23 protein-coding genes and 1 tRNA gene are annotated in these 24,532 nt (G+C 62.6%); 12 read left to right on the forward strand and 12 right to left on the reverse strand.

Annotated features, from left to right (window positions below):
- Both IVB42_RS05110 and IVB42_RS05115 read right to left on the reverse strand, forming a co-directional pair.
- Window positions 1-1,854 (reverse strand): hypothetical protein (locus tag IVB42_RS05110; protein ID WP_247469806.1); only part of this gene is annotated, 1,854 nt, incomplete at its 3' end.
- Between the two features lie 69 nt (window positions 1,855-1,923).
- On the reverse strand, window positions 1,924-2,178 hold the full coding sequence (locus IVB42_RS05115; protein WP_247469807.1) for a hypothetical protein: 255 nt from the start codon (window positions 2,176-2,178) through the stop codon (window positions 1,924-1,926).
- A gap of 418 nt (window positions 2,179-2,596) precedes the next feature.
- Between IVB42_RS05115 and IVB42_RS05120 the strand changes: the two genes are divergently transcribed.
- A complete protein-coding gene (locus IVB42_RS05120; RefSeq protein ID WP_247469808.1) occupies window positions 2,597-4,918 on the forward strand; it encodes a hypothetical protein in 2,322 nt (773 codons plus the stop codon).
- A gap of 170 nt (window positions 4,919-5,088) precedes the next feature.
- On the opposite strand, the gene IVB42_RS05125 is transcribed toward IVB42_RS05120, so the two are convergent.
- The 3 genes from IVB42_RS05125 to IVB42_RS05135 form a co-directional block, all read right to left on the reverse strand.
- The gene (locus tag IVB42_RS05125; protein WP_247469809.1) at window positions 5,089-5,658 is read right to left on the reverse strand and encodes a hypothetical protein; all 570 of its coding nucleotides are present in this window, start codon (window positions 5,656-5,658) and stop codon (window positions 5,089-5,091) included.
- A gap of 35 nt (window positions 5,659-5,693) precedes the next feature.
- The gene (locus tag IVB42_RS05130; RefSeq protein WP_247469810.1) at window positions 5,694-6,959 is read right to left on the reverse strand and encodes a site-specific integrase; all 1,266 of its coding nucleotides are present in this window, start codon (window positions 6,957-6,959) and stop codon (window positions 5,694-5,696) included.
- A 375-nt stretch (window positions 6,960-7,334) separates the two neighbouring features.
- The gene (locus IVB42_RS05135; RefSeq protein WP_247396138.1) at window positions 7,335-7,835 is read right to left on the reverse strand and encodes a hypothetical protein; all 501 of its coding nucleotides are present in this window, start codon (window positions 7,833-7,835) and stop codon (window positions 7,335-7,337) included.
- A 282-nt stretch (window positions 7,836-8,117) separates the two neighbouring features.
- Between IVB42_RS05135 and IVB42_RS05140 the strand changes: the two genes are divergently transcribed.
- A complete protein-coding gene (locus IVB42_RS05140) occupies window positions 8,118-8,603 on the forward strand; it encodes a hypothetical protein (RefSeq protein WP_247469812.1) in 486 nt (161 codons plus the stop codon).
- Between the two features lie 43 nt (window positions 8,604-8,646).
- Window positions 8,647-9,180: a hypothetical protein gene (locus IVB42_RS05145; RefSeq protein ID WP_247335727.1), complete on the forward strand. Its 534-nt coding sequence runs from the start codon at window positions 8,647-8,649 to the stop codon at window positions 9,178-9,180.
- A 61-nt stretch (window positions 9,181-9,241) separates the two neighbouring features.
- Here the strand turns inward: IVB42_RS05145 and rlmB are convergent, their stop codons facing one another.
- The gene (gene rlmB / locus IVB42_RS05150; protein ID WP_247362010.1) at window positions 9,242-10,072 is read right to left on the reverse strand and encodes a 23S rRNA (guanosine(2251)-2'-O)-methyltransferase RlmB; all 831 of its coding nucleotides are present in this window, start codon (window positions 10,070-10,072) and stop codon (window positions 9,242-9,244) included.
- 206 nt (window positions 10,073-10,278) lie between these two features.
- Here rlmB and IVB42_RS05155 point away from each other — a divergent pair.
- Both IVB42_RS05155 and IVB42_RS05160 read left to right on the forward strand, forming a co-directional pair.
- Window positions 10,279-10,364, forward strand: a tRNA-Tyr gene (locus IVB42_RS05155).
- Between the two features lie 94 nt (window positions 10,365-10,458).
- Window positions 10,459-10,701, forward strand: a complete 243-nt coding sequence (locus IVB42_RS05160; RefSeq protein WP_247362223.1) for a GIY-YIG nuclease family protein — start codon at window positions 10,459-10,461, stop codon at window positions 10,699-10,701.
- A 37-nt stretch (window positions 10,702-10,738) separates the two neighbouring features.
- On the opposite strand, the gene IVB42_RS05165 is transcribed toward IVB42_RS05160, so the two are convergent.
- Both IVB42_RS05165 and IVB42_RS05170 read right to left on the reverse strand, forming a co-directional pair.
- Window positions 10,739-11,770: an LLM class flavin-dependent oxidoreductase gene (locus IVB42_RS05165; RefSeq protein WP_247362226.1), complete on the reverse strand. Its 1,032-nt coding sequence runs from the start codon at window positions 11,768-11,770 to the stop codon at window positions 10,739-10,741.
- Between the two features lie 154 nt (window positions 11,771-11,924).
- Entirely contained in the window at window positions 11,925-12,851 is a 927-nt protein-coding gene (locus IVB42_RS05170; RefSeq protein WP_247362230.1) for a LysR family transcriptional regulator, read from the reverse strand.
- A 111-nt stretch (window positions 12,852-12,962) separates the two neighbouring features.
- Between IVB42_RS05170 and IVB42_RS05175 the strand changes: the two genes are divergently transcribed.
- From IVB42_RS05175 to IVB42_RS05185, 3 genes are read left to right on the forward strand one after another with little or no spacing between them, the layout of a single operon-like run.
- Window positions 12,963-14,321, forward strand: a complete 1,359-nt coding sequence (locus IVB42_RS05175; RefSeq protein ID WP_247362234.1) for an MFS transporter — start codon at window positions 12,963-12,965, stop codon at window positions 14,319-14,321.
- The gene (locus IVB42_RS05180) at window positions 14,318-14,815 is read left to right on the forward strand and encodes a GAF domain-containing protein (RefSeq protein ID WP_247362237.1); all 498 of its coding nucleotides are present in this window, start codon (window positions 14,318-14,320) and stop codon (window positions 14,813-14,815) included. The genes IVB42_RS05175 and IVB42_RS05180 overlap by 4 nt, the downstream gene beginning before the upstream one ends.
- 17 nt (window positions 14,816-14,832) lie before the next feature.
- The gene (locus tag IVB42_RS05185) at window positions 14,833-16,086 is read left to right on the forward strand and encodes an amidohydrolase family protein (RefSeq protein ID WP_247362239.1); all 1,254 of its coding nucleotides are present in this window, start codon (window positions 14,833-14,835) and stop codon (window positions 16,084-16,086) included.
- 2 nt (window positions 16,087-16,088) lie between these two features.
- Here the strand turns inward: IVB42_RS05185 and IVB42_RS05190 are convergent, their stop codons facing one another.
- Together IVB42_RS05190 and IVB42_RS05195 are read right to left on the reverse strand one after the other, a co-directional pair.
- Window positions 16,089-17,069, reverse strand: coding sequence for an NADPH:quinone oxidoreductase family protein (locus IVB42_RS05190; RefSeq protein WP_247396140.1), 981 nt, complete (start codon window positions 17,067-17,069; stop codon window positions 16,089-16,091).
- A gap of 56 nt (window positions 17,070-17,125) precedes the next feature.
- Window positions 17,126-19,183, reverse strand: coding sequence for an ATP-dependent helicase (locus IVB42_RS05195; RefSeq protein WP_247362244.1), 2,058 nt, complete (start codon window positions 19,181-19,183; stop codon window positions 17,126-17,128).
- Window positions 19,184-19,310: 127 nt separating this feature from the next.
- On the opposite strand from IVB42_RS05195, the gene IVB42_RS05200 reads away from it, so the two are divergent.
- The gene (locus IVB42_RS05200) at window positions 19,311-19,901 is read left to right on the forward strand and encodes a TMEM175 family protein (protein WP_247299708.1); all 591 of its coding nucleotides are present in this window, start codon (window positions 19,311-19,313) and stop codon (window positions 19,899-19,901) included.
- A gap of 9 nt (window positions 19,902-19,910) precedes the next feature.
- Here IVB42_RS05200 and IVB42_RS05205 read toward each other — a convergent pair whose 3' ends face one another.
- On the reverse strand, window positions 19,911-20,297 hold the full coding sequence (locus IVB42_RS05205; RefSeq protein WP_247396156.1) for a YciI family protein: 387 nt from the start codon (window positions 20,295-20,297) through the stop codon (window positions 19,911-19,913).
- 196 nt (window positions 20,298-20,493) lie between these two features.
- Here IVB42_RS05205 and IVB42_RS05210 point away from each other — a divergent pair, with 196 nt between their 5' ends.
- Window positions 20,494-20,673, forward strand: coding sequence for a hypothetical protein (locus tag IVB42_RS05210; protein ID WP_247362250.1), 180 nt, complete (start codon window positions 20,494-20,496; stop codon window positions 20,671-20,673).
- Window positions 20,674-20,702: 29 nt separating this feature from the next.
- Window positions 20,703-20,906, forward strand: a complete 204-nt coding sequence (locus IVB42_RS05215; RefSeq protein ID WP_247396157.1) for a hypothetical protein — start codon at window positions 20,703-20,705, stop codon at window positions 20,904-20,906.
- A 7-nt stretch (window positions 20,907-20,913) separates the two neighbouring features.
- Here the strand turns inward: IVB42_RS05215 and IVB42_RS05220 are convergent, their stop codons facing one another.
- The gene (locus IVB42_RS05220; RefSeq protein WP_026233506.1) at window positions 20,914-21,627 is read right to left on the reverse strand and encodes a transporter substrate-binding domain-containing protein; all 714 of its coding nucleotides are present in this window, start codon (window positions 21,625-21,627) and stop codon (window positions 20,914-20,916) included.
- 361 nt (window positions 21,628-21,988) lie between these two features.
- On the opposite strand from IVB42_RS05220, the gene IVB42_RS05225 reads away from it, so the two are divergent.
- Window positions 21,989-24,400 (forward strand): ATP-binding protein, encoded by a 2,412-nt coding sequence (locus IVB42_RS05225; RefSeq protein ID WP_247362252.1) that lies wholly within the window; start codon window positions 21,989-21,991, stop codon window positions 24,398-24,400.
- Window positions 24,401-24,532 lie beyond the last annotated feature (132 nt).

The following is a 24,532-nucleotide window of genomic DNA, read 5'->3' on the forward strand; positions in this document are numbered from 1 at the left end:
GTTCGGGCCGCGCATTCCCGCTTTGGCTTCGTCAACGATCATCAACAGTTTGCGCGACATTCGACCGTTGAACTTCCCGTCTAGAACAACGTCCAAAATCGCGTTGTTCAGCACGTAACCACGCACCACTCGCGAGAGAACCCCGCCAAGCCAGTTGCGACCGATGCCGGTCATATTGGCGACGAAGCACCACGCGGTTTCGACTTTCTCGCCGGGGTGCTGCAAAATGTGCGCTAGCCAACGCTCAAACAGATCGCGTTCGGTGTCGATCGGCACAAGATAGGCGAGGTGTTCGCGCCATCTAGTCAGCCATCGTTCGCGCAGTTGATTATCGTTGATGAAATGATCGTGCCACGTCGGTTTGATCAGTCCGCGCCACGTGTTGAAACCGCTTAAGCGAACCTTTTCTGGAACGTCGCAGATCGAGCCGCCTTCGGGTTTCCACGTAACACTATCAACGCGTTTGCGCTTTTCGTGCGGCAACCAATGCTCAAGCGCGGGAACGAATTTCGTCTTTGTTTCGCCTGTTCGCTTATCGGTGTATTCAACCGCGTGCTTTGATGGTGCGTATTCGTTGCGCGCAACCGCAACAGATAGAACATTCAACGTCTTCGCGTTCGCTACACCACCCGACGCGCCGACGCCGCTGACGAAATAGAAATCGTTGATCATTTCATCCAACGTTATCAGCTTTGTCGTGATATCGAATTCAAGCTGTTCGCCGATGCGCTCGTTCTCTTTGCGCTGTTTGTCGCGTCGCTCTTGATTGGTGCCGCGATATACGTCGCGACATGCCACATTGCTGCTGCTAGCTGTTCTGTTGCGATAGTATGCCCGATTGCGCCACTTATCGCGCTTGCCCAATGCCGACATGCTGAAAAGCCGGGTCATTCGCACATGATCTTTGCCGGTCCAGAACGCCAACTTGTTCATCAGCGCTAAATCGGCTGCGCTGTGGTCGAATTGCTGTCCTGTCGATGACGGGTAGAGATGACCTAGCACTGTGGCATCAGCATTCCATAGTGCGGCGAACGGAACGCGCTTGCTCAATTTGTCGAATTCGACTTTCGCGACAAAGTTGCCCGGATCACGCATAATCGTGTCGTTTAACTCGGCAATTCGCTCCGATGAAATCTTGTCATCAGATGCGAGCATGCGGGTGAATAGTTCCTGATCATCCTCCGGCCCCGACCATCGGGGATCGCGCATGGTCTCGATTTCTTGATTGTCGCGATCATGTTCGCGAACTTGCAGGAATGTTTGCAGCGATCCGGTCTGCTCTAGGTCGGCGTTACCAATCCATTGGTTGCCAGCAATCGCAATGAAGCGGTTGTTTTGATAAAACTCAAATCGGCCGCCCCATTTGTTGCGACGATTGCCGAATTGGGTTTTGTCGCCTCTCATGATCAGGTGCAAGCCGGTTCCCGATTGGCTAACCTCCGCTGCTGCGCCCGGAAACAGGCGTGTGCAAATGTGCGTCGCTTCATCGTTGTATTCGCCGGTGTCCGGATCGCGGCATCCATCTAGGTCAACGAAGATATAGGGATCGTTCAGGGTGAAGACGAAGCCGATGCGGAATTCCGGATTGATCGTTGCGATCATCGTCGCGGTTTCGAAACTCGCCCATGTGGTCGGATTGGTTGTGTCGGCGCGTTGAAGTGTCTTCGGATCGTAAGGAACTTTGCGCGGTTTCGGTTCGCCGTCGTATTGCTCAAGTCGCCACAGCACCCATTGCGGAAGGGTTTTCAGTCCCGCGAGAGGATCGGCGAGGTTTGCAGGCGGCTTTGCGCTATCGAATGCGCGCAGGGTTAGAGGCGCGCAGTTGAGATGCGCGGCGCGATCGTGTATAGTCATGATGCTTTCCTAAATGACGGTTATTAGAGGCCCTGCCGGGTTCCGACTGGCGGGGCCTTTCCTTTGGTGCTAAGCGGCGCTGGCTTGCTCGCGCACGGCGATGAAAGTCACGATGTCTGACTTGCGCCAGTAGCGCCGACCTCTGATCATGATGGGGGCAGGGAAGCCCGCGCGCGGCTGAACGATTTTGTCCCGGCAGTGCTCGTGTAGACCGTGCTGCCATCGGTGCAACGTGACGTGCGAAATGCCGAAAATTTCGCGGACGGTCTTTGCGTTGTAGAGGATGTCACTGGGCGCGAGCACGCGCGTATTCGCAGGTGTCATGGCGATGATCCGATGATCCGATGATGTTGAGGGGGTTCACCGGCATCCGCCGATCTCGCGCCACGTCTTCACCGTGACCTGGGATCATCCAATCCCTCGCGCCGCGACGCATCACGTCACAACTAGTTGCAGGGTGATTCAATCGATTACGTTCGTCAAGCGCCCCGGGGCCATAATCAACAGCGCACAGCAGGTGAAATTACCCCATGCCTTCCCCGGCAATTCGCCGCCGCGCCGAACGGCAACGATTTCAACGTGATGATTCCGCGCGCCGCCAAATTCTATAACCGATGCTCAAATATCCGTGGATTAGTCGGGTGAGGGCGCTTGCGCTCGCACCGTATGGGCGGCGTCGGTGCGCACGTTCGTGTTATCCTCTGAGAGCGCTTCGCCGCACCGCGCGAGAGGAATTTGCACCATGGACTTGGCTCAAATCGGCTTCGGTGTTGATACGTCCGATCTCGCTGCGGCGACTACGGAACTACAAAAGCTTGTCCCGGCTTCCAAGGCTGCCGAAAGCGCCGCTGAAAACGTTTCGGCCGCGCTCAACAAGGTCAACAAGGCCGCAACCGGCGCGACAACGGCAACCGGTGGAACGACCAAGGTAATGCAGGCCGCAGCCGGTGCGACGACCGCAACGACCAACGCGACGAAATCGGCAGCAGCCGCCAACGACAACCTTTCGAAAAGCCATGCTGGACTATCTACGCAAGCAATGGCGGCACAACACTCTATCCGATCTATGGTTGAACAGCTCGCAATGGGCGTACCTCCGTCGCAGGTTTTGACCACGCAACTGAACCATCTTGCGTTTGCCGCAACCGGCCCCGGTGGTCTCAAACAGGCGTTCTCCGAGGCATTCGCGTCACTGACCAAGCTTTTCAGCGGTGTCGCGTTGTTCGCTGCTGGTGGCGTTGCGATCGTCGCATCATTAGGAGCGATTGCCGCAGCAGCAATCAAATCCGCGCTAGCATTGGACGATGTTCGGACCGCGACCGATCTAACGCTAAAGCAGGCGTCCGGATTGCAATCTATGGCCGCAATCAAAGGCATCGGTAAGGAAGAATTCGCGGCCGGAATTCAGGCATTTGCCAAATTCGCTGACGAAGCACAGCACAACATGGGTTCGCTGAATGGTCTGATGATCGCCAGTGGCAAGAGCGCGAAAGACATGGTTGGCTATTACGCGAACGTTGCGGATATCGTTTCACAAACGAATAGCAACGTTCAAAAGCGCAACATCCTTGAAGCCGCTGGATTGCCGACGACCGCCCAATGGTTGAAATTGATGAACCAAGGCGGCGATGCGATCCGTAATGCCGCACAAGGAACCGACAATTTCAACGAACAGGCCAACGAAAAGCTGATCGCGAACGCGCGCAAGTTCGATGAAATGTGGAACAGCGCGATCACCAATTTTAAGAATAACTTTATCAACGCGACCGTTGGAATGACAGGAGCCATGGAAACCTTCTATGACAAGGTTGCGAAGAAAGCCGCAAGCTTTGGTAGTTCCAGCTTCTGGAAAAGATTCCTGCCGTCCAATCATGCTGAGATCGCCAAGGCGATGGGCATTGAGCAGATTAGCGACAGCTTCAAGGAGCGGTTCGGTTCCTTCCAGCAACCGGCGAACGCTGCGCAACTCGCTACCGGTCTGCAAAAGCGAAGCGGTGCAGCAAATGGTGATCAGCAGACGCAGGCGCAATTGCTCGCTGCCAATCAGTTATCGCAGCAGCGTATTTCGATCCTCGGCGACATGGCGACGGTTGAACAGCAAGCGAAGCAGAAGCAACTTGAATTGACCGCAGCGGGCTTGCAAGGCGTCGGTGTTAGCAGAGACATGGCCGCCGCGATCCTGAACAACACGCGCGCTATGGCCGAAATGAGCCGCGTACAGCAACAGGCAACCGCTGGCGTCTATGACGCGAACGCCGCGCGCAAAGCCGCTGCGGACACGTTGCAATCGTGGATCGACAAAGGGCTGATCGATAAGAACAACGTTGAGCAGATGGCAGCCGGTCAACAGGCGCTTGCGAACCAGTTAAGACAAACGTCCGACGCTGCGGCAATCGCGGGCGCTAAATTCCAATCGTTGAAACAGATCGAATTGGACGGCAGCAATTTCGCGAAGCTACTCGACACGTCAGTCAGTGGCGCATTGAACAGCCTTGTATCTCCAATTCAAGATGTCATGAACGGAGTAACGTCGCTTTCGGCAGGCTTCAAAAATGCCGGTGTGGTGATCCTCAAAGCCATTCAAGAGATGATCATCAAAATGCTTGTGCTCGCTCCGATCGCGAAGGGCTTGCAAAGTATATTCGGCGGCTTTGGTGGCATCGGAAGCTTGTTCGGACTGCCATCGGTCACAAAGAACGCGGCAGGCGGCGTCTATAACTCGCCTAGCCTAAGCGCCTATTCCGGCCAAATCATATCGCAACCGACGATGTTTAGGTTTGCGACGGGTGCAGGACTGATGGGTGAAGCCGGACCGGAAGGCATCTTGCCGTTGAAGCGCGGACCATCGGGCGCTCTTGGCGTCCAGATGTTCGGCCAACAGGCGAGCAACGACAACCGTAGCAGCGGAGATCAATACACGTTCGCACCGGTTTATCAGGTGAACGAAGGCGTGACGAAAGGTGATCTTGCGAAGGTTCAAAAGCGGGTGGACGAAGATCAGCGCAATTTCACTAGCCGCGTTGCGCAGGCGAACAGGCAGTTAAACAAGCGGAATTATCGCTGATGCGCCAATCGAGACGAGGGACTGGCTTAAAAAGTTTGCGATTATTCCCCGTAACGTTACCCATGGGTTCGGCGCGACAACCACCACATTGAAATCATTGCAGTTTGGCGCGGGGCTCCTCTAATCCTTCAACCGCTGCTCAAAGCGAGCCATCCAGCGGAGGGGGACCGTCAAGTTCCCTCGTCAGGGCTGCGATGAGCTAATAAATCAGCTTCTGGGTTTTGGGATTGAGCGCCTCGACGACCTCGCGGACGCTTGGGTTTGGCTAATTCTTGATGTTGCTCAGGAAGGTGTTGAGCAGCAGCGTGTTGTCTATGTCTAGCGCTCGTCTCGGCCGGCGTGCGCTGCGGGAACAGATTTCTCGCAATGATGTACAAAAGCCCAATGAACTGGATCGGGGTTTCGACGATGAGAGCGGTAATCGCGATGTCGCTTATGCCCCAGTGGTAGACGGCATTCAGGATGATAACTGCGTAAGACGCCGCCGTAAATACAACGGTGGCGACGAAGAAAGACACGCCGAACTGCTTCTTGAGTGTTCGGTCAAGCTCACTGGAGAGCATGAGATCAAACAGCGACGGATCGATTTTCGCCTCTGTAAGATCTTGCAGCAGCTTCAGCTGCTCGGCCCGGACATCGATCTTCTTTTCACGAAACAGGAGATCGCCGATATACGAGCCATGGACCATCTTAAGGCTCAGCTCGGCGATTGCTTTTATCAGCTCAATTTGAGCACTCATTGCTCCCTCCTAATATCCCCACCGCTCTAGGCCGGTCATCGAGACGCGACAAGCTTTGGACGTGGCCGATCTTTCACGATTTCTTCCAAGCGGTCCGCCCACAGTTTGAGCGCTTCGCGCTTTTCGTCGGCGTATTCATAGCGATTGTAGATCGCTGCTACGCCGCTGACTTTGCCTGACTTGTGGTTCAGAATTGCTTCGGTGACTTCCTGTGTCACGCGCAATTTCGCGAGTTCGGTTGAAACAGTCCGACGCAAGTCGTGCAAATGCCAATCTGGCAAACCCGGACAATGCCTTTCAAGGGCGATCTTTCCGTTTGAAAAGCCGCTGAAAGGTGTGGTGCCAATTGTCGTGAATACGTAGTCGGACATCTTGTCCAATGAGATTGCCACTCGCGGTAGCGTCTTGATAATCGCGGTTGCCAGTTGCGGAAGCGGCACAATATGGGCGCGACCGTTCTTAGTGCGCGATCCTTCAAACGTGATCGTATCGAAGGTTTCAGACAGTTCGGACCATTTCAGGTTCGCGATTTCGTCGCGTCGCTGACCGGTCAGCAAGAGCAGTTTGACCAATGCTCCGAATGGATAATCACAGGCTGTTGCGGCGTTCCACACAGCTTTGATTTCATCGTGCGAAAGTACACGGTCGCGGCTTTGCGGTTTAGGAGGCGAGTGTGCAAGTTCGATCACGTTGCGACCGATGATGCGAATGACGGCTTTCCAACGGAAGAATGTAGACAAGAGCGCAAACGCGTTCCGTCGCGCACCGGGATCAAGTTTGTTGATCAGCTTTTCAACGTCGCGATAGTCAAGTGCTCGGATGTCCGTGACGTGCTTCCAGTGCGGTTTGATGTCCGTCTTGATGATGCGGTCATATTCGTCGGCTGTGGATGCTTTGACAGGACGACCTTTGAACCCGGTTAAGCGGGCGGCTTTGGTGAATTCATCAAGCCAGTATTCGAGGCTGAAGCGTTCCATTTTGGATTGGCGTGGATCATGTCCGCGCTTGGCATCGGCTTTCACGCGTTCAGCCAACGCCCGCGCCTCGGTGATGTTTAGAACTTGCTTGCTGGACGGCCGGTCGATCCGCTCTAGGCCGGAACCTTCCTCGTCATAGCGCCCTAGGGTGACCTTTGCGGCCTTGCCGTCCAGCTTCGTCCGGACGGCCCAGGACAACGCGCCAGAGGGCTGCACAATGAGATAGAGGCCGCTCACAGCGTCGTCAGGGACTTCCTGCCGGGCATCGGTAGCCTTCAAATTCTTGATGAATGCGGCGGCGCGTTTGTGCTGTGCGGGGAGCATCGGTTTGTCCGGGGTAAGCGGCGGGGTAACCATCGCTGCGTAATCGAGCGCAATCGAGAGTTACACAAACCGATGCTCAATGGAACGATAAATAGCTGAATCAACGGCAATTTCATCCCTATTATCACCCGCTACAGAGCCGGGGTAATCGACTGAAATAGGGCTGATTTTGATTACAAAACCGCTGCTCTACCGCTGAGCTAAGCCGGCGACGCCTGGAGAAGCGCAGGGGCCGGCGTACGCCGGGGCCCTCCGCCCGTGCGCGCCGCAATACCAGACTTGACTGGAAAGTGCCAGAACCCGCGATCCCCGATGCAGACATGAATCAGGCGGCCCCGAGGGCCGCCTGATCTGTCGCGTTCGGTTCAAACCGCTTTACTGGCAGATGTGGCGGTTGCCGTCTTGGCCCTTGAACCAGGTGCCGGGCGTGCAGACGAAGCCGTTGCGCTGGGCGTAGGTGCGGGTGTCCCAACCGCGATTGTCCCAGCCGCGGTTATCCCAACTGTTGTCGTAGGCGAAGGCATCGTTCGTGGCACGGAACGGGGCAGTTGCAATCGCGCCCGCAGTCCCGATGGCTGCGCCGGCCACGCCAGCGGCTGTTCCGACCGCGCCGGCGGCGACGTCGGTCGGCCAGAAGCCGGTGCGGCTCCTGTTCCAGTCGTTATTCCAGTCGCCGTTGGTGGTCTGGCGATAGGACACGCGACGATGCCGATAGCCGCTGTCGGTGTACAGATTTCCCGGTCCGACGTTCTGGCAGTTGGCGTTGGGGAATTGCGCCGCGCAACGGCCGGGATTGGTGATCACGGCCTGCGCCATGGCAGAGCCTGCCACCAGGGTCGCCGCAATCGCCGTGGCTCCGAGAAGTTTGACGTTCATGATTGTTTGGCTCCCGTTTTGTTGACGGGGGCTAAACGCCGAAGACGCCGGACGTTCCGCTGAAGCCGCGGATTTTCGTCGGCGACAGTCAAACGGAAGTGAGCACGGTCCATGGTTCCGGACTGCAGGGTCCGGCGGCGTTAATGCTTCGCTAGTTCGCTTTGGCGCATTTGAGCGGCGCGGAATCCTTACACATTAGGCTTACCGGCAATTGGTGAGAGGGCCTTAACCCTCTCTGCGCCGCCATCGGGTAGGTTGTCGCCGAATAAATGGGGTCCTCTCATGCGCGCTGTGGCGCTCGCGGCCTTTCTGATCGGACTGCCCGCGACGGCGTTTGCCGGCGGCGGCTTCGATATCGTCGTTCCCGGTCGCCCCGGCGTGCCCATCATCATCAACAACATCGACGCGTCCTATGCCGTGATCGAGGGGACCTGGGGCCTGGGGAAGAACGTCCAGGTGCAGCCCACGATTTATGGCGGCCGCTATGTCGCCGAGCGCCAGCCCACCGACGTCGGCCATTACTATCCGACGCTGGGCCTGCGGCCCGGCTATGGCCGGCTCGAGGTCGAACCGCCCGCGACCCGCAAATTGCCCAAGCCGCCCGATAGCTATCACCAGAGCTGGGGCGCCCAATCGGCGCCGCTGCCGCCGCAGATGGACGTGCCCGTCAATCCGCCGCCGGTGATTCTCGCGCCCGAGATCAACGACCAGCCGCGGCGTCCTCGGCCGCGGCCGCGTGCAGAGATGCCCGGCAAGCCGCCGGGTTAAGAAACGACAAAATCCAAAAAACGGAAATCAACAGGAGAGAGTAATGCGTCAGATGATTTCGGGACTGGTCGCGGCGGCTGCCGTGATGTTCGCCGCCACCGCGCCCGCTGCGGCCTGCGGCTTCGATCCGTGCCAGCCGGTCGCGCCGGTCTATTCCGGCTGTAACACCGGCTGCGGCGGTTATGGGGCCGGCTACAGCTACGGCTATGGCGCCTATGAGCGTCTCGCCGAGCCCACCACGCAATATTATCACGTCAACCAGGGCCCGACCTACACCGGCCCGGGCGCCTTCGCGCCGTATCCGACCTACCGTGAGGACGCGGTGGTTGCGCCCGCCAATTACGGCTACGGCCGTGGCTACGGCTATGGGCACGGCTATGGCTATCGCGCTGCCGCGGTCGAAGCGCCGGCCGCCTATCCCTACCGCCGCCCGTATTACCGTCCGTATCGCTACGGCTACGGCCCGCGCGCCGGCTATCTGCCGCGCACGCATTACGGCTACGGTCCGCGCTACGGCTACGCCCCGCGCCATGCGCCGTACTATGGCGGCCACCGCGTGCTGCGCCGCTATTACTGATCGCTTGATCGGTTGAGCCGACGAGACGCCCGTCCGCGACGCGGACGGGCGTTTTGTTTTGTTACCGCTTCATCAGCCCGAGCCGGCTCGCGCCGACATAGAGCGAGAGCACGGCGGCATTCGAGACGTTGAGACTCTTGATCTCTCCCGGCATGTCGAGCCGCGCCACGACGCTGCAGGTCTCGCGTGTCAACTGCCGCAGGCCCTTGCCTTCCGCGCCCAGAACCAGCGCGAGCGGCTCGCGCAGGGTGAGCTCGGAGAGATCCGCGCTGCCTTCACTGTCCAGCCCGACAGTCTGGAAGCCGAGCTCGTTCATCGTGGTCAGTGCGCGGGCGAGGTTTTGCACCGTCACCATCGGGACCAGCTCCAGCGCGCCGGAGGCGGCCTTGGCCAGCACGCCGGTCGCTTCCGGACTGTGACGCGCGGTGGTGACGATCGCCTTCACCGCAAAGGCGGCCGCCGAGCGCAGGATGGCGCCGACATTGTGCGGATCGGTGATCTGGTCGAGCACCAGCACCATGCCGTCCTGCTCCAAATCCTCGATGTCGGGCGAGGGCAGGGGATCGGCCTCGGCGAGCAGGCCCTGGTGCACGGCGTCGGGCGACAGCAGCCGGTCGATCTCCTGGGGCCGGACGATCTCGGGCGCGACCGGGATCGCGATGTTCTCGTCCGCCAGACGCCTTGCGGCGTTCTCGGTCAGCGTCAGCTTGCGGATCTGCCGCTGGGGGTTGGCGAGCGCCATGGAGACGGTGTGCCAGCCATAGAGGATGACAGGCCCGTCGGTGTCCGAATCGCGATCGCGACGGGCCGGACGACCGGCCGATTTTCCGGGCCTGTTGAAGGGCTTAGACCCGCCGCGGGGGCCCCTCGGGTTGAATTTTCGATCCTTCATGGGCTCGCTTGTGTCACGGGTCCCGGAATATGGCAATTTGGGTGGTGTCGGGGGCGATTTTAGCTGTTCGCCTCGGTTGACTTTACCCCACCGCTTCGCCGATAACCGCGCCCGGTCGCGCCCCCATCCGGGCTGTCGCGGCCTTCACGTTCCATGGCCGTCTTCGGTCGCCGGCAAGGTCCGGCCCGATTGTGCTGCCGTCGAGCGGGGGAGTGTCCCGAGTGGCAAAGGGAGCTGACTGTAAATCAGCCGCCTTATGGCTTCGCAGGTTCGAGTCCTGCCTCCCCCACCATCCTGCTTCGCGCTGACGCGCTTCGCAGGATTTGCAGCCTTTTACTGCGCGAAGCAGGATGCCCTCCGAAGCCTAGGCGAAGGGGGGCGGCGTCATGCACTATGTCTATCTTCTGGAGAGCGAACTTTTCGTGGGCCAACGCTATATTGGGCTGACGAAGGATCTCAAGCAGCGGCTAGCCGATCACAACGGGGGTAAATCGCCGCACACGTCTAAGTACGGTCCGTGGCGACTGGTGACCTATGTGGCCTTTTCCGACATCGAGAAGGCTAGAGCCTTCGAGCGCTATTTGAAATCCGGTTCGGGCCACGCCTTCGCGAAGAAGAGACTCTGGTGAGCGAAGGCGAAGACGCACTGAAGCGGATCCGATCGCCTCACCCCACCATCTCCCGCACCATCGGCACCACCTTCCGCCCGTAGAGCTCGATGCTCTTCATCAGCTTGCCATGCGGCAGCGGGCCCGCCGAATACTTCAGCTGAAACCGCGAAATGCCGAGCGCCTTTGCCGTCTTGGCGATCTTGCGCGCGACCGTCTCCGGCGAGCCGACATAGAGCGAGCCGTGCTCGGCCTCGTTCACGAACTCGTCGCGGCCCATCGGTGGCCAGCCGCGTTCCTTGCCGATGCGGTCGCGCATCGCCTTGTAGTCGGGCCACAGCTCCTCGCGCGCCTGTTCGTCGGTCTCGGCGACATAGCCTGGCGAGTGCACGCCGATCGGCTGTGCCGGGCGGCCGAACTCCCTGAACGCGCGATGATAGAGCTCGACGAAGGGCGCGAAGCGCGCGGGATCGCCGCCGATGATCGCGAGCATCAAGGGCAAGTCGTAATGCGCCGCGCGCACCACCGATTGCGGACTGCCGCCGACGCCGATCCAGGTCTTGAGCGTGCCGTTCTCGACCGGGGGATAGACCAGCTGCCCGTTCAGCGGCGGACGCAGCTTACCTTCCCAGGTCACCGGCTTCTGCGACAGCAGTGCCGCGAACAGATCGAGCTTCTCCTCGAACAGCGCCTCGTAAGCCCGCAGGTCGAAACCGAACAGTGGAAAGGACTCGGTGAACGAGCCGCGGCCGAGGATCACCTCCGCACGTCCGTTCGAGAGCGCGTCCAGCGTGGCAAAGCGCTGGAAGACGCGGATTGGATCGTCCGAGCTCAGCACCGTCACGGCCGAGCCGAGATGGATCCGCCTGGTCCGCGACGTGATGGCGGCCAGCACGGTCTCAGGGGAGGAGATCGCGAAGTCGGCGCGGTGATGCTCGCCGAGGCCGATGAAGTCGAGGCCGAGCTCGTCGGCGAGCACCGCCTCGTCGACGACGTTGCGGATCACCTGTGCGTGCGGAAGCATCGCGCCGGAGGCGTCCCTGGTGACGTCGCCAAAAGTGTCCAGTCCGAATTCGAGCGGTGCGGTCATTGATGAGGTCTCTGCGGGCGCGGCTTGCGCGCCTGTCACTGGGGGAGGGGATTGCTTTGGTTGGAGCTAAGCAGCAGGGACTGGCGCGCAATGCTGCTTCGAGAAACCCATTGTTTCCCTTTTTCGTGGTGTCGGGGCGCCCGCCGCCCGCGCCTCAGTCCGACCTGGCGAACATCTCGACCAGCGTGTCGCGCAGCCAGCGCTGCGCCGGTACGGTGTCGTTGCGCTGGTGCCAGAACAGCCTGACGATGCGCGGCGGCGCCTTGAGCGGAAGCGGCATGGCGTGCAGGAACGGCGCGTGCCGGGATTGCGAGCGCAGATCGCTCGGCAGCACGGCGATCAGGTCGGACTGGCGCACGATTTCGTAGGCGGCGCTATAGTGATTGACGGTCGCGACCACGTTGCGCGACAGCCCGCGCGAGGCGAGGAAGAGGTCGTAGGACGGCAAGGTCTTGCCGGCGAGGCTCACATCGACATGCCCCGCGTTGAGGAAGCTGCGCGTGCTCAGCCGCTTCATCGCGGCGAGCGGATGGCTGCGCCGCATGAAGCAGGCGTAGTCGACGGTCCACAGCGAGCGCGAGCGGATGGCGGCCGGCTGCTGCGCCTCGTTGACATAGACGCTGAGGACGCAATCAACGCGATTGTCCTCGAGCTGGTCGGCGATCTCCAAAATGGTGTTGGGAACGGTGTGGATTCGCGCCTTGGGCGCGACCTTGCCGAAATGGTTCAGCAGGTTTGGCATCACCAGCGAGGCGACGTAATCCGACATCGACAGGCTGAACTCGGTCTGAGCACGGTGCGGATCGAACACCTGCTCGTCGAGCGCGCCGCGGACGGTTTCGAGCGCTTCGCCGATCGGCTCCCACAGCACCACGGCGCGCTGGGTCGGACGGATGCCGGTGCCGGACCTGACGAACAGGGCATCGCCGAGCGCGTCCCGCAGGCGTGCGAGCGCGTTGCTGACGGCCGGTTGCGTCATTAGAAGCGCGTTGGCGGCGCGCGTGACGCTGCCCTCGGTCATCAGGGCCTCGAACACTTTCAGCAGGTTGAGGTCGAGCGAGCGAAACGACAGAACATTCACCCCAGTGATGTACTAGATCATGATTATAAATTATGACGATAATATCTCCTTGTCTATGGTTCCCCCCGGGAATGAGCGGAGTGCCGGGCCGCCAGACAGAGGGGGACTTTCATGTCGATGATCTCGGCGCGGATCGAGCGCCTTCCATTCGCACGCTTCCACAAGCATCTGCTGCTGATGGGCGGGCTCGGCTACATGTTCGACGCGATGGACGCAGCCGTGCTGGCGTTCATCCTGCCGGTGCTGCGCACGACCTGGAATCTGTCGAGCGTCCAGATCGGCGTGCTCGGCAGCAGCACCTATATCGGCTTCCTGTTCGGCGCGCTGCTGGCGGGCACGCTGGGTGACCTGATCGGCCGTCGCGCGGTGATGATGTCGGCGCTGGCACTCTATTGCGTCGCATCCATCGTCAGCGCTGCGGTGAACGACTGGTCGTCCTTCTTCGCCGCGCGCGTCGTCGCGGGCATGGGCACCGGCGCGGAGAGCGCGATCATTGCGCCCTATCTGGCGGAATTCGTCGCACGGCGTTACCGCGGCAGCTTTACCGGCGCGCTGGCCGGATTCTTCTCCATCGGTTTCGTCGCGGCGGCCTTGCTCGGCTATTTCATCGTGCCCGCCTCTGAGAACGGCTGGCGCATCGTTCTGGTGATCACCGCGGTGCCGGTCGTCATGCTGCTGTGGTGGCGCAGGGCGCTGCCGGAATCGCCGCGCTGGCTGGAAAGCCGGGGCCGGGAGAAGGAAGCCGCAGCCGTGCTGGACAGGATCGAGGCCGGATTTGCGAGCCAAGGCCATGTCCTGCCGCAACCGGTCGTCGAAATCACGGCGCCTGCCGTGACTGGTGGGACGCTGCTTGCCAATTTCGCCGCGCTCCTCGCCGGCCGCCAGGCGCGCATCACCATCATGACCTGGATCATGTGGCTTACGATCACGTTCAGCTACTATTCCTTCTTCGTCTGGATCCCCGGCCTTCTGGTCCAGAACGGCATGAGCATCACCAAGAGCTTCGCCTATTCGATCGCGATCTATTGCGCGCAAATTCCCGGCTATTTCAGCGCTGCGTACTTCAACGAGCGCATCGGCCGGCAGGCGACGATTGCCTCCTACATGGTGCTCGGCGGCGCCAGCGCGCTTGGACTTGCATTCGCGCAGAGCGATCAGCACATCATGGTCGCCGGAATCTTGCTGTCCTTCTTCATGAACGGCACCTATGCGGGGGTCTATGCCTATACCGCCGAGGTATTTCCGACGGCCGTCAGAACCACCGGCGCCGGGCTCGCCTCCGCGATCGGCCGCATCGGTGCGATCGTTTCGCCGATCCTGGTCGGCTATCTCTATCCCAATTTCGGCTTCGCCGGCGTGTTCGGCCTCACCACGAGCGTGCTGCTGTTAGGCGCGCTCACCGTGGTGCTGATGGGCGTGCCGACACGCGGCCGTTCGCTGGAAGAGATCGCGGCAGGCGAAGTCGCATGAGGGAGACGAAACACCGATCCGATCCGCTGCTCTGCGCGGTGGCGGCCGCGCAGGGCAGGGCGGATCAGCCGGATGCCCTGTACTCGGCGCTGGACGGCGCCCTGAAGTCGGCGATCGGGCACAAGCTGTTCACGATCCTGACCTATGACGACGACACGAGGGAAGCCGCGCGGGTGTATTCCAATCTGCCCGGACCTTACCCCGCGGGCGGCCGCAAGCACCTGGCGCCGGGGCCGTGGACCGAGGCCGTGCTCGACCGCGGCGAGGCCTATATCGGCCGCACCCGGGACGATCTGCGCGAGGTGTTTTCCGATCACGAGCTGATCGCTTCGCTCGGCTGCGAGAGCGTGCTCAACATGCCCGTGCGCTGGCGCGGGCGCACGCTCGGCTCGCTCAATCTGCTCCATGAGGCAGGCTGGTACGGCGAGGACGATGTCGCTGCGTGTCTCCCATTCGCCCAGCTCGCCTTGCCCGCGCTGCTCATCCAGTCCTGATAAGACAGGAAGTCGTCATGTCCCGTGTGCTCTTCAAGAACGCCGCTCTGCTCGATCCGCTTCAGCCGGACCTCCTGGAGGGACATCACATACTGGTCGAGGACGGTCTGATCAAGGAGGTCTCCGATCGGCCGCTCCAGGTGGAAACCGACCGCACCGTCGATCTGAAGGGCAAGACGCTGATGCCCGGCCTGATCGACCTGCATGTGCATGCGATCGCCGTCGAGCTCAATCTGGCGCAGCAGGTGCACATGCCGAACGTGCTGGTGACGCTGCGCTCGACGCTGCTGCTGCGCGGCATGCTGCGGCGGGGCTTCACCACCGTGCGCGACGCCGGCGGCGCCGGCCATGCGCTGAAGCAGGCGATCGAGACCGGTCTCACCGACGGTCCGCGGCTGTTCGTCTCGGGTCGTGCGCTCAGCCAGACCGGCGGGCACGGCGACATGCGGGCCCGCTCGGATTACCTCGCCAGCGACGCACCGTGCCCCTGCTGCGTGCGTGTCGGCGCGCTGGCGCGCGTTGCCGATGGTGTCGACGGCGTGCGCAAGGCCGCGCGCGAGGAGCTCCAGATGGGCGCCGACCAGATCAAGATCATGGCTTCCGGCGGCGTCGCTTCACCGACCGATCCGGTTGGCGCCTTCGGCTACTCCGAGGACGAGATCCGCGCCATCGTCGAGGAGGCGCGCGGGCGTCAGACCTATGTGCTCGCCCACGCTTACACCGCTGCCGCGATCGAACGCGCGGTGCGCTGCGGGGTGCGCACCATCGAGCACGGCAATTTGGTCGATGCTCCGACCGCGCAGCTGATGGCCGAGAAGGGCGCCTATGTGGTGCCGACGCTCGCCACCTACGAGGCGCTGGCTAACGAGGGTGCCCAATATGGCCTGCCGCCCGAAAGCGTTGCCAAGATCGCCGATGTCCGCGACGCGGGCCTGCGTTCGCTCACGATCTACCGCGACGCCGGCGTAAAGATGGGGTTCGGCAGCGACCTGCTCGGACCGTCGCAGCGTCTGCAGAGCGACGAATTCCGCATCCGCGCCGAGATTCTCGGTCCGCGCGCCGTCATCGCCAGCGCGACATTGGTCGGCGCCGAGGTCCTCGGCATGGAGGGCAAGCTCGGCCGCATCATGCCCGAAGCCATTGCGGACCTGCTGGTGGTCGATGGCAATCCGCTCCGCGACGTGGCCTGCCTGCTCGGCCAGGGCGAGCACATCCCGATGGTGATGAAGGCAGGCAAGGTCCAGTTCGACCGGCTGGGGGCGCGTAGCTAATCCTATTTCGAGATGCGCACGACCATCTTGCCAAGCGCCCCGCGCGTCTGCATCGTCCTGAACGCTTCCCGGAAGTCATCCAGCGCGAAGATGCGACCGACCACAGGCTTCAGCTGGCCCTCGACCAACCAGGCCGTCAGCTCCGACATCAGGCGCTTCTGCACCTCGGGCTCGCGGATTGGAAGCTGCGCGAGGTCGACGCCGAGCAGGGCGCCGCCCTTCAGCAGTGGCAGGTTGAATGGCAATGCCGGGATCGCGCCGGCGGCAAAACCGACCACGAGATGACGGCCGCGCCAGGCGATGGAGCGAAAGGCCTGTACCGAGATGTCGCCGCCGACGGGGTCGAAGATCACGTCTGCGCCGCGTCCTGAGGTCAATTCCTTCAGCGTGTCGCGCCAGTTGGTCTGCGTGTAGTCCACCACAGCGTCGGCGCCGTGCTGTCGCGCGAACGCGCGCTTGTCTGGTGTCGATGCCGCTGCGATCACACGGGCGCCGAGCAGCCTGCCAATCTGGACGGCCGCGATTCCCGTGCCGCCCGCTGCGCCCAGCACCAGAAGCTGTTCGCCTGCGCCGAGCGACGCGCGCGCACTCAGCGCATAGAGGGCGGTCAGGTAATTGGCACGAAACGAAGCGGCGACCTCCGCCGCGACGCTGTCCGGCAGGGGATAGAGCGCTTCGGGGGGGACGACGATCTCTTCGGCAAGCGCGCCCGAGCGCGTCATCCCCATTACGCGCATCCCGGGTTGATAGCCGCCCGGTGCGCCGGGGGCTTCGTCCACGATGCCTGCGAATTCGGTTCCGGGAATGAAGGGCAGGGGATCCTTGGTCTGATAGCGCCCCTCCATCTTCAAACCGTCAACAAATCCGATTCCTGCAGCCTCTACCCGGACACGCAGCTGTCCGGGCCCGATGCGTGGAGACGGAACGTCCTTCAGGGCGATTTGATCGATCGGCGCGTATTGCTCGACGACGACGGCTTTCATGTCGGACCTCTGTTGTCCAGTTATGCTGACAGGTCTCGACACCAGCCTCTTGTGTCTTACCGCCACATTCCGCGCATCCGCGCCCTGATGTCGACCTTCGGCCCTTGCGCCGCCGTGCGGGCCGCGCTTGCCCCAGCCTTCGGCCAGGCGGTGCGCTCGAACAGATAGACCAGCGGCTCCGGGATGAAGCGGGTGCGCGAGGCGTAGACGTGGCGGTCGCCCTTGGCTTGCTGGCCGTGGGTGAAGAAGCGCTGCGGCACCACGAGGTGCAGGTCGTCCTTGGCGCGCGTCATCGCGACATAGAGCAGGCGGCGTTCCTCCTCGAGCTCGGCGCTGGTGCCGGCGCCGAGATCCGACGGCATGCAGCCGTCGACGACATTGAGCACGAATACCGATTTCCACTCCTGGCCCTTGGCGGAGTGGATGGTGGAGAGGATCAGATAGTCCTCGTCGCGCAAGGGCGGCCCGGATTTGTCGCTGGCAGCATCCGGCGGGTCGAGCGTGAGCTCGGTCAGGAATTTCTCGCGCGAGGCATAGCCACTCGCGATCTGCTCGAGCTGCATCAGGTCGGCGCGGCGCGTCTCCGAATCCTCGTGGAGGCGATCGAGATGCGGTTCGTACCAGAGCCGCACGCGTTCGAGATCGGCCGGCCATTCCGAATAGCGCAGATTTTCGATGGTGCGGACGAAGTCGGTCCAGTCCGCGCCGGTGCGCGGCGGCACCGGGAGCTGGCCGAGCGCGGCGAGCGGATCGGAGCTCTCCGCCATTTGATCGAGCACGCGCTGCGCCGTCGCGGGTCCGATGCCCGGCAACAGATGCAGGATGCGAAAGCCGGCGACGCGGTCGCGCGGATTTTCGGTGAAGCGCAGCAGCGCCAGCACGTCCTTGACATGCGCGGCATCGAGAAATTTCAGCCCGCCGAACTTGACGAACGGGATGTTGCGGCGGGTCAGCTCGATCTCCAGCGGGCCCGAATGCGAGGAGGTCCGGAACAGCACTGCCTGGTGCTTCAGGAGCGCGCCTTGCTCGCGGTTGGCCAGCACTTCCTCGACGATGTAACGGGCCTGGTCGGTCTCATCGTGCACGGTGACGAGCTGCGGCTTTTGCGCGGAGCTGCGGTCGGTCCAGAGGTTTTTTGTGAAGCGCTCGCGCGCCAGACCGATGACGCCGTTCGCCGCCGCCAGCACGGGTTGCGTCGAGCGGTAATTGCGGTCGAGCGTGATCATCTCGGCGCGGGGCGAGAAGCTCTGCGGAAAATCCAGAATGTTGCGGACCGTGGCGGCGCGGAACGAATAGATCGACTGCGCGTCGTCACCGACGACGGTGAGGCCGCGTCCGTCCGGCTTCAGCGCCAGCAGGACCGAGGATTGCAGGCGGTTGGTGTCCTGATATTCGTCGACCAAGACGTGATCGAAGCGGCCGCCGATTTCTTCCGCGATCAGCGCATCGCTCATCATCTGCGACCAGTAGAGCAGCAGGTCGTCGTAATCCAGCACGTGCTGGGCCTGCTTGGCCTCGACATAGGCCGCGAACAGGCCCTTCAGCTCGGCCGCCCAGCCTGCGCACCAGGGATAGTGCGCCCCCAACACCTTCTCAATCTCCATCTCGGCATTGACGCAGCGCGAGTAGATCGACAGGCAGGTGCCTTTGGCGGGAAAGCGGCTCTCCGTCTTCGACAATCCGCGCTCGTGCCGGACCAGATTCATCAGGTCGGCGGAATCCTCGCGGTCGTGGATGGTGAAGGCAGGATCGACGCCGATCCGCTCGGCATATTCGCGCAGCAACCGTGCGCCAATGCCGTGGAACGTGCCGGCCCAGCTGAGCGCGTCGCGCATGATCGCGGCATTGTTCTCGCCGAGCACTTTTCGGGCGATGCGCTCGACCCGGCCGGCCATCTCGGCCGCGGCGCGGCGGGAAAACGTCATGAGGAGGATGCGGCGCGGATCGCTGCCCGCGACGATCAGATGCGCCACGCGGTGGGCCAGCGTGTTGGTCTTGCCGGAGCCCGCACCGGCGATGACGAGCAGCGGCGCGCCCACGGTCGCACCATCGGCCACGCCATGCTCCACGGCGCGGCGTTGCTCCGCATTGAGCGTGTCCAGATATGTCGCCACGAATCGCCCCGGTGAAACAGCCAGAGTCGGCGATCCCGCTGCGAATCGCAATGCGTCTGGACGGGACCGATGTTAAGACCTAGGGACAAGACGGCCCAAGGTTCCATTCCGAAAAGCGCCACCCGGCATGACCGAGCTCAAATCCGACCAGTTCGAGATGCGACGGCTGGAATCGCTCAGCAACACCATCTTTGGCGTCGCCATGACGCTGCTCGCCTACGATCTGCCTAGGGCCGCGGTCTTCACCAGCGCGCCGGACTGGAACGATCTCGCCCGGGTCTATTCCGGCAAGCTCGCGGGTCTTGCGCTCAGCTTCATCATCGCCGGCGTGTTCTGGATCAGCCATCACCGGCGGCTGGCGCGCCAGCCCGTCGGCAGCCGCGGCGCGGTGATCCTCAATTTGTTCTTCCTGCTGTCGATCGTGCTGCTGCCGGTGACCAACGGCCTCTACACCAACTACGCCACGAGCAGTGCGGTCGCCGTGCTCTACGGCCTGCACCTGACTGCAATCGCCGGCCTCAATGCCTGGCTGTGGTGGAGGATCTTGGGCGGCTGGCGCCAGGAGATCATGGCCTCGTTGTTTCCGCTGCTGGTGTTCATCCCGGGCACGGTCGTTGCGGCGTTCGCGCCGCAAGTCGCGCCGTTCGTGTGGTTCATCGCCTTCGGCGGGCTGCTGATCCAGCGCTTCTATGTCGGGCCCACCGGGACGGACAATTAGGCCTGCCGTTCATTCGCCGGAGGGCGTCGCGCCGAACCCGTCGGCCGGCACGTAAAGCTTGACCGGGCGGATTTCGTAGACCGCTGAGGGATTGACCTGGCGCAGCGTTCGCGCCGCCGCGATCGCCGCCTCTTCCGTGTCGTACTCGGCGAGGTGGAAGCCCAGAAGCTGCTCCTTGGTCTCGGCAAATGGGCCGTCCAGCACGACCCCCGCGCCGGGGCCGCGCAAGGTGCGGGCCTTTCGGGTCTCATCCAGGCGGGCGGCCGGGCCAAAATGCCCGCTTGCCCGGAGGGGAGCCTGAACCTCGATGACCTTTGCCACGACCGCGGCGTCCTTCTCGGGCGTCCAGGACAAGATCTCGTCTTCCACATGATAGGCCAGGATGGCGTAAAGCATCGTCACCTCGTTGATTTTCGCTGCGCGCGTCCAAAGGACGTAGCACCACCGTCGCAGCCGACAATGGGGCTGCGGAAAATATTGCGTCGCGGGTGCGGCGACGAAACCTTCCCGAAACCCGATTGCGGCCGAAAGGTGTGAACGCCGCGCGAAATCGGCGCGACTGATTGCCACCAAGAGCACTTCGGAGGCGGCCATGTCGACCATCAAGATCATCTGCGACGCGCGTCGGACGGGAAAGTCGGAGCTTGCGGATCTGCACGACCAGAGCGGCCACCATCGCTATTACGACAGCTCGGCCGAGAGCGGCGGCGAGCGCATCGTTGAAAGCCGGCGCGGCAAGCGCCCGCGCGCAATGAACGTTTGCGGCTTCTAAGCCCAATGCTTGCGAAACAGCCTGCGACCATGAACGTCGTGCAGATATCGATCGCCGCGATGCCGTTCCTGCTCTCGCTCGCGAGCAGGTCCGGCAAGGCGATGGCGCCAAGCCTGCTGGCGGGCATCTTCACCGTGCTTCTCGGCAGCGAGCCGCCGCGGGCGGCCATGGCCTGGTGCGTCGGGCTGTTGATCGCGGCGGTTGCGGTGCGGCAGCGGACTCGCACGACCTGACCGCGTGTCACATCCCGCTCAGCACCTGCTTGATCAGGGTTTCCCGCAACCGGGCGATTTCGCCGCTCGCCTCCATCTGCTCGATCATCCTTCCGACCTTCGGCACGAGATCGCGATGCCGTTCATGCAGATGGTGGTAGATGCTGATGCGCTCGAGGGGTGGTGAGAGCGGATGGATCCTGGCCTGGAGATTGAGCTTCCTCACCGCAGCCAACCCGCTGAAGAGGTCGGTGACCATCACGTCGATGCGGTCGGCGTCGAGCATCTTGACCATGTTGTCGAGGCTTGTCGTCGCCGTGACCCGGGTCATGCCGCGCGTACCGGCTTCCGACGAGCCGACGCCGCGTACGATGCCGATGCTGTAGTCCCTAATTGAATTCCAGCCGGCGACGTCGAACTGCAGTTTCGTGGTGAAGACAGTAGGCTCGATGTAATTGATCGCAGGTGTCACCTGGATCAGCGTCGGATAGTCGCGAGAGAGCGTTCCGATCCGCTGGACCTCGCCGTCGACCTCGCCGGTGCTCGACAGCGCGAGCGCGCGCTTGCCGGGCACATCCTCGAATTCGAGCTTGATGTTCAGCCGGGCATAGACCGCGCGGAGCATCTCGCCGCCGACATATTGATCGGGGATATCGGCGATGCGCGCCAGCCTGATGACCTCTTGCGCCTGCGACGGGCCTGCCGCGAGCAGCAACAGGCAGACCACGACTATCCGCCTCATGACGCATCTCCCTGGCCATGCCTCTTGGGCGTGCCCTGCTACCATCGGATTCCGGTGCCGCGATCTACCGGAGATGGCGGCTGCGCCGGTCCGCAACGTTGAGAGCGCGTTCCCGCTGTATGGCGGCTCCGGACTTTCACCGATGTCATTCTAGCACGCGAGGTGGTAGTTTGCCTGGGAAGCCTGCTGCTGGGCGCAAGATATGACCCCGTCGAGCTCAAGCCGCCCAAGGGCCAACAGGATCATCGGCCGACAAGATCGCCACGTGTATCGCGTGCTGAGGCAGCGCCTCAACCGTTCACCTGCTCGCGGCTGCGATCGGTAAGCTGAGCAGGTGCCGCCATTTTCGAGGACATGGTGCATGGGCGACGCAGGTGACGATGATATCAAGCGTGGCCGCGCCATTGCGCCGGCGGCTTCGAAGCAGGATTTGACCGGCATCGGCGCCCCGTTCGCGCCTCCGATGTTCGCGGCGCTCCTGTCGCGGATCTTCAACTGGTCGCGCAGCGGCGTCGGGCCTCGGCTGCTTGCCGCCGTGCTGCTGTTCTCATCGGTCGTGACGCTGACCCTGACCGCGCTCCAGCTCTATCTGGATTACAATCGTGAGGTCGGACTGATTGAGACGCGGCTCGACGAGATCGGCCGCAGCACTACGGGCAGCCTCGGAGAGAGCCTGTGGAATCTCGACCAGAACCAGCTCAAGCTCCAGCTCGATGGCATTCTGCGGCTGCCCGACATCCGTGCGGCGGAGGTCCGCGAGATCGCCGATCGGCCCAATCCGATCCGCGTGGAAGTCGGCGAGCGAAACACTCGTTCGATCATGACCCGGGAGTTTCCGCTGAGCACGATGGTGCAGGGGACCTCGCGTGCCATCGGCACGCTCCGGGTCGAGGCGACGCTGACCGACGTCTATCAGCAATTGTTGAACAGGGCCCTCGTCATTCTGGCAAGCCAGGCGGCAAAGACGTTCCTCGTCTCGTTGTTCATCATCTACATGTTTCATCTGCTGGTGACCCGGCATCTCGTCGCGATCGCCGAGTACGTCGGCAAGTACAGCCTCGGCCGGCCGCCGCCGCCGCTGCGCCTGGAGCGCCGGCCGCCTGACGAGGCCGACGAGCTGGACAAGGTGGTCGTTGCTTTCAACGCCATGTGCGCCAACCTCGAACATGCCTATGGCGAGCTGCGCGCGGCCAATGGGAATCTCGAGCGCGACCTGAAGATCCGGCGGCATGCCGAGGAGAACGCCCGCGCGAGCGAACAGCGCTTCCGTGACTATGCCGAGACCGCATCCGACTGGTTCTGGGAGACCGGTCCGGATCACGTGTTCACCTATATTTCAGATCGGGCCGGTGCTTTCGGCATGGACCCCAAGGCGCTGATCGGCAGGCGCCGTTCAGACGCCGCCTTCGACCACGATGCCGAGCCGCAGAAATGGCGCAGTCACTGGGCCACGCTGGATCGCCACGAGCCGTTCCGGAAGTTCGAGTATCGCGGCCGCGATGCGGCTGGCCGCGCGCACCATTTCAGCGTTAACGGCCAGCCGGTGTTCAGCGCCGATGGACGCTTCATGGGGTATCGCGGTTCGGCTACTGATCTGACCGAGCAGCACGAGACGGAGGAGCGGCTTCGCCAGTCGCAGAAGATGGATGCGATCGGTCAGCTCACCGGTGGCGTCGCGCATGACTTCAACAACGTGCTCACTGTCATCACCGGCACCATCGAGATCATCCGGGAGGGGCTGGCGGACAAGCCCGACCTCGCCGCGATCGCCCAGCTCATTGACGATGCGGCGGCGCGAGGCGCGGAGATCACCTCGCAGCTCTTGACCTTTGCGCGTAGGCAGCCGCTGGAGCCGCGCGAGATCGACGTCAACGGCCTCGTGCTCGAGACGGCGAAGCTGTTGAAGCCGATCCTGGGCGGAAACATCGAGATCGTGACCCGCCTCGCGGACGACGCCTGGCCGGCGATGGCCGATCCGTCGCAGCTGTCGTCGGCGATCATCAATCTCGCCGTCAATGCGCGGGATGCGATGCCTGGCGGCGGCACGCTGACGCTCGAGACCGCGAACCGCGAATTCGATGGCGCGGATGGTGCTGGTGACGGCGATGCCACGCGCGGCGCCTTCATCATGGTTGCGGTGGCCGACACGGGCCATGGCATCCCCGCCGACATCCGCGACCGCGTGTTCGAGCCGTTCTTTACCACCAAAGGGGTCGGTCGCGGCACCGGGCTCGGCCTCAGCATGGTCTACGGCTTCGCCAAGCAGAGCGGCGGCAGCGTTGCGATCGAGAGTGAGGAAGGCCGCGGCACCGTGATTCGGCTGTTTCTGCCGCGATCTGCGGGCGGAGCGCAGGCCAGGACCGGCTCGCTCCAGGCGCCCGCGGCGGCACGCGGGCACGAGGCGATTCTCGTCGTCGAGGACGATCCGCTGGTGCAGGGCTATGTCATCGCCCAGCTCGGCAGCCTCGGCTATCGCATCCTCGCAGCCGGCGACGGCGCAACCGCGCTTGCGCTGGTGCAGCAGGGCGCCCAATTCGATCTGCTGTTCACCGACATCATCATGCCCGGCGGCATGAACGGGCAGGAATTGGCCGAGGCCGTGTGGCGCCTCCGCCCGGGGATGAGGGTGCTCTATACGTCCGGCTATACCGACAACGCCCTCGACCACGAGGGTCAGCTCGGTCCCGGCGTTGCGCTGCTGAGGAAGCCGTACCGGAAGGCGGACCTGTCGTTGAGGATCCGCGAGGTCCTCGCCGGCGAGCCGCCCGCCTGAGCAGCCGGCGCGCGATGCCAACGAAAAAGGCGCGGCGGGGAAGGCCCCCGTCGCGCCCGATTTCTTGCTCGCTGGTCCAGGGCTGAGAGCGCCCCGATGCCAAGCCTCTATTAAAGGCTTAGCGGGCGATCC

It is taken from the genome of Bradyrhizobium sp. 45, from assembly GCF_023073155.1.
In the GTDB taxonomy this organism is placed as follows: Bacteria; Pseudomonadota; Alphaproteobacteria; order Rhizobiales; family Xanthobacteraceae; genus Bradyrhizobium; species Bradyrhizobium canariense_D.

Coding starts and splice junctions, on each gene's coding strand:
- IVB42_RS05175 (WP_247362234.1), top strand. CDS start 12,963: ATGTCGATGATCTCGGCGCGGATCGAGCGCCTTCCATTCGCACGCTTC.
- IVB42_RS05115 (WP_247469807.1), bottom strand. CDS start 2,178: ATGACACCTGCGAATACGCGCGTGCTCGCGCCCAGTGACATCCTCTAC.
- IVB42_RS05205 (WP_247396156.1), bottom strand. CDS start 20,297: ATGCTTTACGCCATCCTGGCCTATCATGTGGAAGACGAGATCTTGTCC.
- IVB42_RS05215 (WP_247396157.1), top strand. CDS start 20,703: ATGAACGTCGTGCAGATATCGATCGCCGCGATGCCGTTCCTGCTCTCG.
- IVB42_RS05145 (WP_247335727.1), top strand. CDS start 8,647: ATGCGTCAGATGATTTCGGGACTGGTCGCGGCGGCTGCCGTGATGTTC.
- IVB42_RS05120 (WP_247469808.1), top strand. CDS start 2,597: ATGGACTTGGCTCAAATCGGCTTCGGTGTTGATACGTCCGATCTCGCT.
- IVB42_RS05210 (WP_247362250.1), top strand. CDS start 20,494: ATGTCGACCATCAAGATCATCTGCGACGCGCGTCGGACGGGAAAGTCG.
- IVB42_RS05160 (WP_247362223.1), top strand. CDS start 10,459: ATGCACTATGTCTATCTTCTGGAGAGCGAACTTTTCGTGGGCCAACGC.
- IVB42_RS05165 (WP_247362226.1), bottom strand. CDS start 11,770: ATGACCGCACCGCTCGAATTCGGACTGGACACTTTTGGCGACGTCACC.
- IVB42_RS05190 (WP_247396140.1), bottom strand. CDS start 17,069: ATGAAAGCCGTCGTCGTCGAGCAATACGCGCCGATCGATCAAATCGCC.
- IVB42_RS05125 (WP_247469809.1), bottom strand. CDS start 5,658: ATGAGTGCTCAAATTGAGCTGATAAAAGCAATCGCCGAGCTGAGCCTT.
- IVB42_RS05225 (WP_247362252.1), top strand. CDS start 21,989: ATGGGCGACGCAGGTGACGATGATATCAAGCGTGGCCGCGCCATTGCG.
- IVB42_RS05140 (WP_247469812.1), top strand. CDS start 8,118: ATGCGCGCTGTGGCGCTCGCGGCCTTTCTGATCGGACTGCCCGCGACG.
- rlmB (WP_247362010.1), bottom strand. CDS start 10,072: ATGAAGGATCGAAAATTCAACCCGAGGGGCCCCCGCGGCGGGTCTAAG.
- IVB42_RS05180 (WP_247362237.1), top strand. CDS start 14,318: ATGAGGGAGACGAAACACCGATCCGATCCGCTGCTCTGCGCGGTGGCG.
- IVB42_RS05130 (WP_247469810.1), bottom strand. CDS start 6,959: ATGCTCCCCGCACAGCACAAACGCGCCGCCGCATTCATCAAGAATTTG.
- IVB42_RS05200 (WP_247299708.1), top strand. CDS start 19,311: ATGACCGAGCTCAAATCCGACCAGTTCGAGATGCGACGGCTGGAATCG.
- IVB42_RS05185 (WP_247362239.1), top strand. CDS start 14,833: ATGTCCCGTGTGCTCTTCAAGAACGCCGCTCTGCTCGATCCGCTTCAG.
- IVB42_RS05135 (WP_247396138.1), bottom strand. CDS start 7,835: ATGAACGTCAAACTTCTCGGAGCCACGGCGATTGCGGCGACCCTGGTG.
- IVB42_RS05220 (WP_026233506.1), bottom strand. CDS start 21,627: ATGAGGCGGATAGTCGTGGTCTGCCTGTTGCTGCTCGCGGCAGGCCCG.